Consider the following 3,880-nt stretch of genomic DNA (forward strand, 5'->3'; position numbering starts at 1 on the left):
ACCGAATCCCGATTGTCCAGTGGGAGCGAATATACAGTTTGTGCTGGAGTTGATTTTGACCCGTGCGCAGCATGCGATGGAGGATATTTTGGGCGAAGTGAAAATGTCCCAGCTCGTAGATAACCTGCGCCAGAAAATAACGGAAAAAGCACAATAAGAAAAAAATGCCCTTGCGTAAGCGAGGGCATTTTTACGAGAAAGGAGTGCCCGCATCCATTTTCCAAATATTTCACGAATCCGAGTCAAATGGGGAGGGATGTTTCTTTTTCATGATGAAGCAGCCAGCGTTTGCGTGAAAGTCCTCCTCCGTAACCTCCCAATTCACCATTGGAGTTGATGACCCGGTGACAAGGAATGACAATCGCTAACTGGTTCGCACCATTTGCTTGCGCGACAGCACGAAAGGCACTTGGGTTCCCAATAGCTGATGCAACCTCGGAATAGGATGAAGTTTGACCTGGAGGAATCGTTTGCAAATGCTCCCAGACCATTCTTTGAAAAGGGGATCCGCACAAAAACAAAGGCGTTGCAAATTGTGTTAGCTTTCCGTCAAAATACTTTTCTAACTCACGTTCAATCGAACGGATTGGCGCTGTGGAACCAGGGATAATCGCTGACCTCGTTCTTTGTCTAAGACGTTCAACTTCTCGTTCCAAGCCGCGGCGGTCAATGAATTCAAGTAGATATAGCGCTTCTTCATCTGCGATAGCTATCATGGGACCGAGTCGCGTATCCAGCCACGATGCCTTTAAGATATGATGGTCTCCAAGAAGAGTAGGTGCTGCCCCCATAATTCGTGAAAATGCGTCTCGAAAACCACTGCTGGACTCGTAACCGGTGGATAGTTGGGCATCGATGATGGCTTTTCCTTCTCTGATTTCTTTTAGTGCAATCCCCATACGCCGCGCCCTTGCATATTCGACGAACGTCATGCCAAAACGCTTTTTGAATTGGCGTCTCGCTGTTGCAGCATCCACGGATAATCTTTGAAAGTCTTTTTCCGTCCAGCGCTGCTCGGGGTTTTCTTCTATAGCGTTTACTAGCAGACGCACGAGCTCTGAGACATGATTGGGATGTGAAAGTGGACGGCAGCGTTGGCAGGGCCGGAATGAAGCCAGAAGTGCTTGTTTGGCATGATCAAAAAACTCACAATTCATAAACTTAGGTTTTCTTGCTGGACATGTCGGGCGACAGAATACGCCAGTTGTCTTGACTCCAACGAAAAAGACACCTTCGTATTCTGAATTTTTATCCAGTAACGCCTGATAATACTCGGACTTCATCTCGGCCGTTATCATTTGTTTCCCCCTCCGTTTTTATGTTTTCATTTTATCGCTCACCAAAAATGGCTGCAGCCGAAAATCGTACATTGATTTTTTCTCGTTCCTTCACTATGAAGTAACGAGGGCGAAGGGTGGACAGGATTTAAGCTGGAATTAGCCTGAAAATATAGATATAATAAACGTATTCAAAAATAGGCAAGAAACCGACAACGGCGTCGGTTGGCGTATTGAATGATGAGTAGTTGGCACGTCCGTTCACTGGTGATCGGGAGGTGGAGTATTGCGTCAGCATTATCGAGTTATCATCATAGACGACGACCCCATAACGCGTATGGACCTGGTCGAGATGCTGCAAGAGCAGGGATATAACGTCGTAGCTGAAGGAAAAAACGGCAAAGAGGCCGTTCGATTGACGCAAGAGTGGAACCCGCATCTCATTATTATGGATGTGAAAATGCCAATTATGGACGGTTTGACAGCGACTGGGATTATCCGAGAGCATTCGGACGCGGCTATCCTTCTCTTGACTGCTTACAGTCAAAAGGACATGGTCATGCAAGCCAAAGCGAAAGGGATATGTGCCTATCTGGTCAAACCCGTCATGGAGGAAGAACTGCTACCGGCAGTGGAGTTCGTGCTTACGGGCAAACAATGAACGCAAAAAAGTGAATCGTATGAAGAGCAACGGCGCTTGGACCAAGGCGAGCATTTCGTCTTATGTTTCGAAGCGCTTTTTTCGTTCCATGAAATAGAGTTTACGGAAAGTTGAAAAGAAAGTGAGTGAAGCTAGAGATGAAATTGGCTTGCGTGGTACGTAAACAGCATTACCAGTTTACTTCGGTTCGTGATGTATTGGCAAAAGCGAGTGAAGAAAAGTCTGGCGATCACATGAGTAAATTAGCAGCCAATTCCGCACTGGAACGGATGGCGGCCAAAGTCGTATTAAGCGAAATGCAACTTCGTGATATATATGAAAATCCAGTCATTCCGTACGAAAAAGACGAAGTGACGCGGATCATTTATGATGATATCAATCTCTCTATTTACGATGAAATTAAAAATTGGACAGTAGGGGAGCTACGGGAGTACATCTTGTCGTTTTCCACAGGAATGCCTGAGCTGACGCGAATTAGCCGTGGGCTGACCAGCGAAATGATTTCCGCTACGGCCAAACTGATGTCCAGCATTGACTTGGTCATGGCTTCACAAAAAATGAAGCATCAAGCCTATTGCAACACACTGATAGGCGAGCCGGGAAGACTGGCGTTCCGCTGCCAGCCGAATCACCCAATCGATGATCCCGATGGCATTTTGGCTTCGATGAAGGAAGGCTTGTCCTATGGATCAGGCGACGCTGTCATCGGAATTAACCCTAATAATGACTCTGTTGAAAGCGTTACCAAGCTCCTGAAAATGACACATGATTTCATGCAAAAGTGGGAAATCCCTACGCAAAACTGCGTGCTGGCTCACATCACGACTCAGATGCAGGCTCTTCGCGGCGGAGCGCCCATTTCTCTGATGTTCCAAAGTCTGGCAGGTTCCCAACGCGCGAATGATGCGTTTGGCGTAAACAAAGAGATTTTGGATGAGGCAATGGACTTGATGCTCCGAAAAGGCACAGCGTCGGGACCAAACGTCATGTATTTTGAGACAGGACAAGGCTCCGAAGTGTCGCTGGATTCTCATGAAGGCGTCGATATGCAGACACTGGAAGCTCGTACGTACGGTTTTTGCCGTCACTGGAAGCCGTTTATGGTCAATAACGTTTCTGGCTTTATTGGACCAGAAACACTTTATGATGGCAGACAGATGATTCGTGCCGATCTGGAGGACTTATTCATGGGCAAGCTGCATGGTTTGCCGATGGGAATCGCTCCGACTTATACGAACCACATGTACGCGGATCAGAATGACCAGGAGATTGCAGGGATGCTGACGACCTTGGCAGGCGCGAATTTTTATATGGGCGTACCAGGTGGGGACGATGTCATGCTCAGTTACCAAGACACGAGCTACCACGATGACGCCAGCTACCGCGAGCTTTTGGGACTGCGACCTCTCCGGGAATTCGAGAAATGGTTGGAAAAAATGGGCATTATGGAAAATGGTCGTTTGACAGAGCGTGCAGGCGATTTAACCATTTTTGACTAACGAGTGGGGAGGGAAGCAAGATGAAACAGATCAATATGGACGATCTCGTCCAGCGCGTAATCGATGAGCTGTCCAAAAAAGGTCAAGGAGTTATTCATTTTCCTGAGCAAAAGCAATGCGGAGTCAAGAATCCAAACAATCCAGAAGCATTGGAGCTAGCGATGAAAAGAACGCCAGCTCGCATCGGAATCGGGCGGGCGGGTACCCGGATGAAGACGGGAAGCTACCTCCAATTTCGGATTGATCAGGCAGCAGCACGCGATGCGGTCATGAAAACCATCAGTCCAGAGCTGATCGAGAGCCTACAGCTACCTGTCCTTCATTCAAGAGCGACGAGCATGGAGGAGTATTTAATGAACCTCGACTCCGGACGGATGCTATCAGATGAGTCTGCTCGCTGGCTGGAGCAGAATGGGGATAAAAACAAAGACGTGCAAATCGTC

General features: G+C 47.7%; 4 protein-coding genes and 1 pseudogene. 4 read left to right on the forward strand and 1 reads right to left on the reverse strand.

All coding sequences use genetic code 11. The features are described 5' to 3' along the window. Nucleotides 1-157: pseudogene (locus tag C7R94_RS29240) on the forward strand (Rrf2 family transcriptional regulator); the annotation flags it as partial. 85 nt (nt 158-242) lie between these two features. On the opposite strand, the gene C7R94_RS29245 reads toward C7R94_RS29240, so the two are convergent. Beyond that, nucleotides 243-1,298, reverse strand: coding sequence for a bifunctional transcriptional activator/DNA repair enzyme AdaA (locus C7R94_RS29245; protein ID WP_106786001.1), 1,056 nt, complete (start codon nt 1,296-1,298; stop codon nt 243-245). Nucleotides 1,299-1,563: 265 nt separating this feature from the next. On the opposite strand from C7R94_RS29245, the gene C7R94_RS29250 reads away from it, so the two are divergent. The 3 genes from C7R94_RS29250 to C7R94_RS29260 form a co-directional block, all read left to right on the forward strand. Then, nucleotides 1,564-1,938 (forward strand): response regulator, encoded by a 375-nt coding sequence (locus C7R94_RS29250; RefSeq protein WP_106786002.1) that lies wholly within the window; start codon nt 1,564-1,566, stop codon nt 1,936-1,938. A gap of 137 nt (nt 1,939-2,075) precedes the next feature. Further along, nucleotides 2,076-3,437 carry an ethanolamine ammonia-lyase subunit EutB gene (locus C7R94_RS29255; RefSeq protein ID WP_047069121.1) on the forward strand — a complete coding sequence of 454 codons (1,362 nt, stop codon included), beginning with the start codon at nt 2,076-2,078 and terminating at the stop codon, nt 3,435-3,437. A gap of 20 nt (nt 3,438-3,457) precedes the next feature. Next, nucleotides 3,458-3,880 (forward strand): ethanolamine ammonia-lyase light chain EutC (locus tag C7R94_RS29260; protein WP_146142859.1); only part of this gene is annotated, 423 nt, incomplete at its 3' end.

Source organism: Brevibacillus sp. NRRL NRS-603, from assembly GCF_003013445.1.
GTDB lineage: Bacteria > Bacillota > Bacilli > Brevibacillales > Brevibacillaceae > Brevibacillus > Brevibacillus formosus.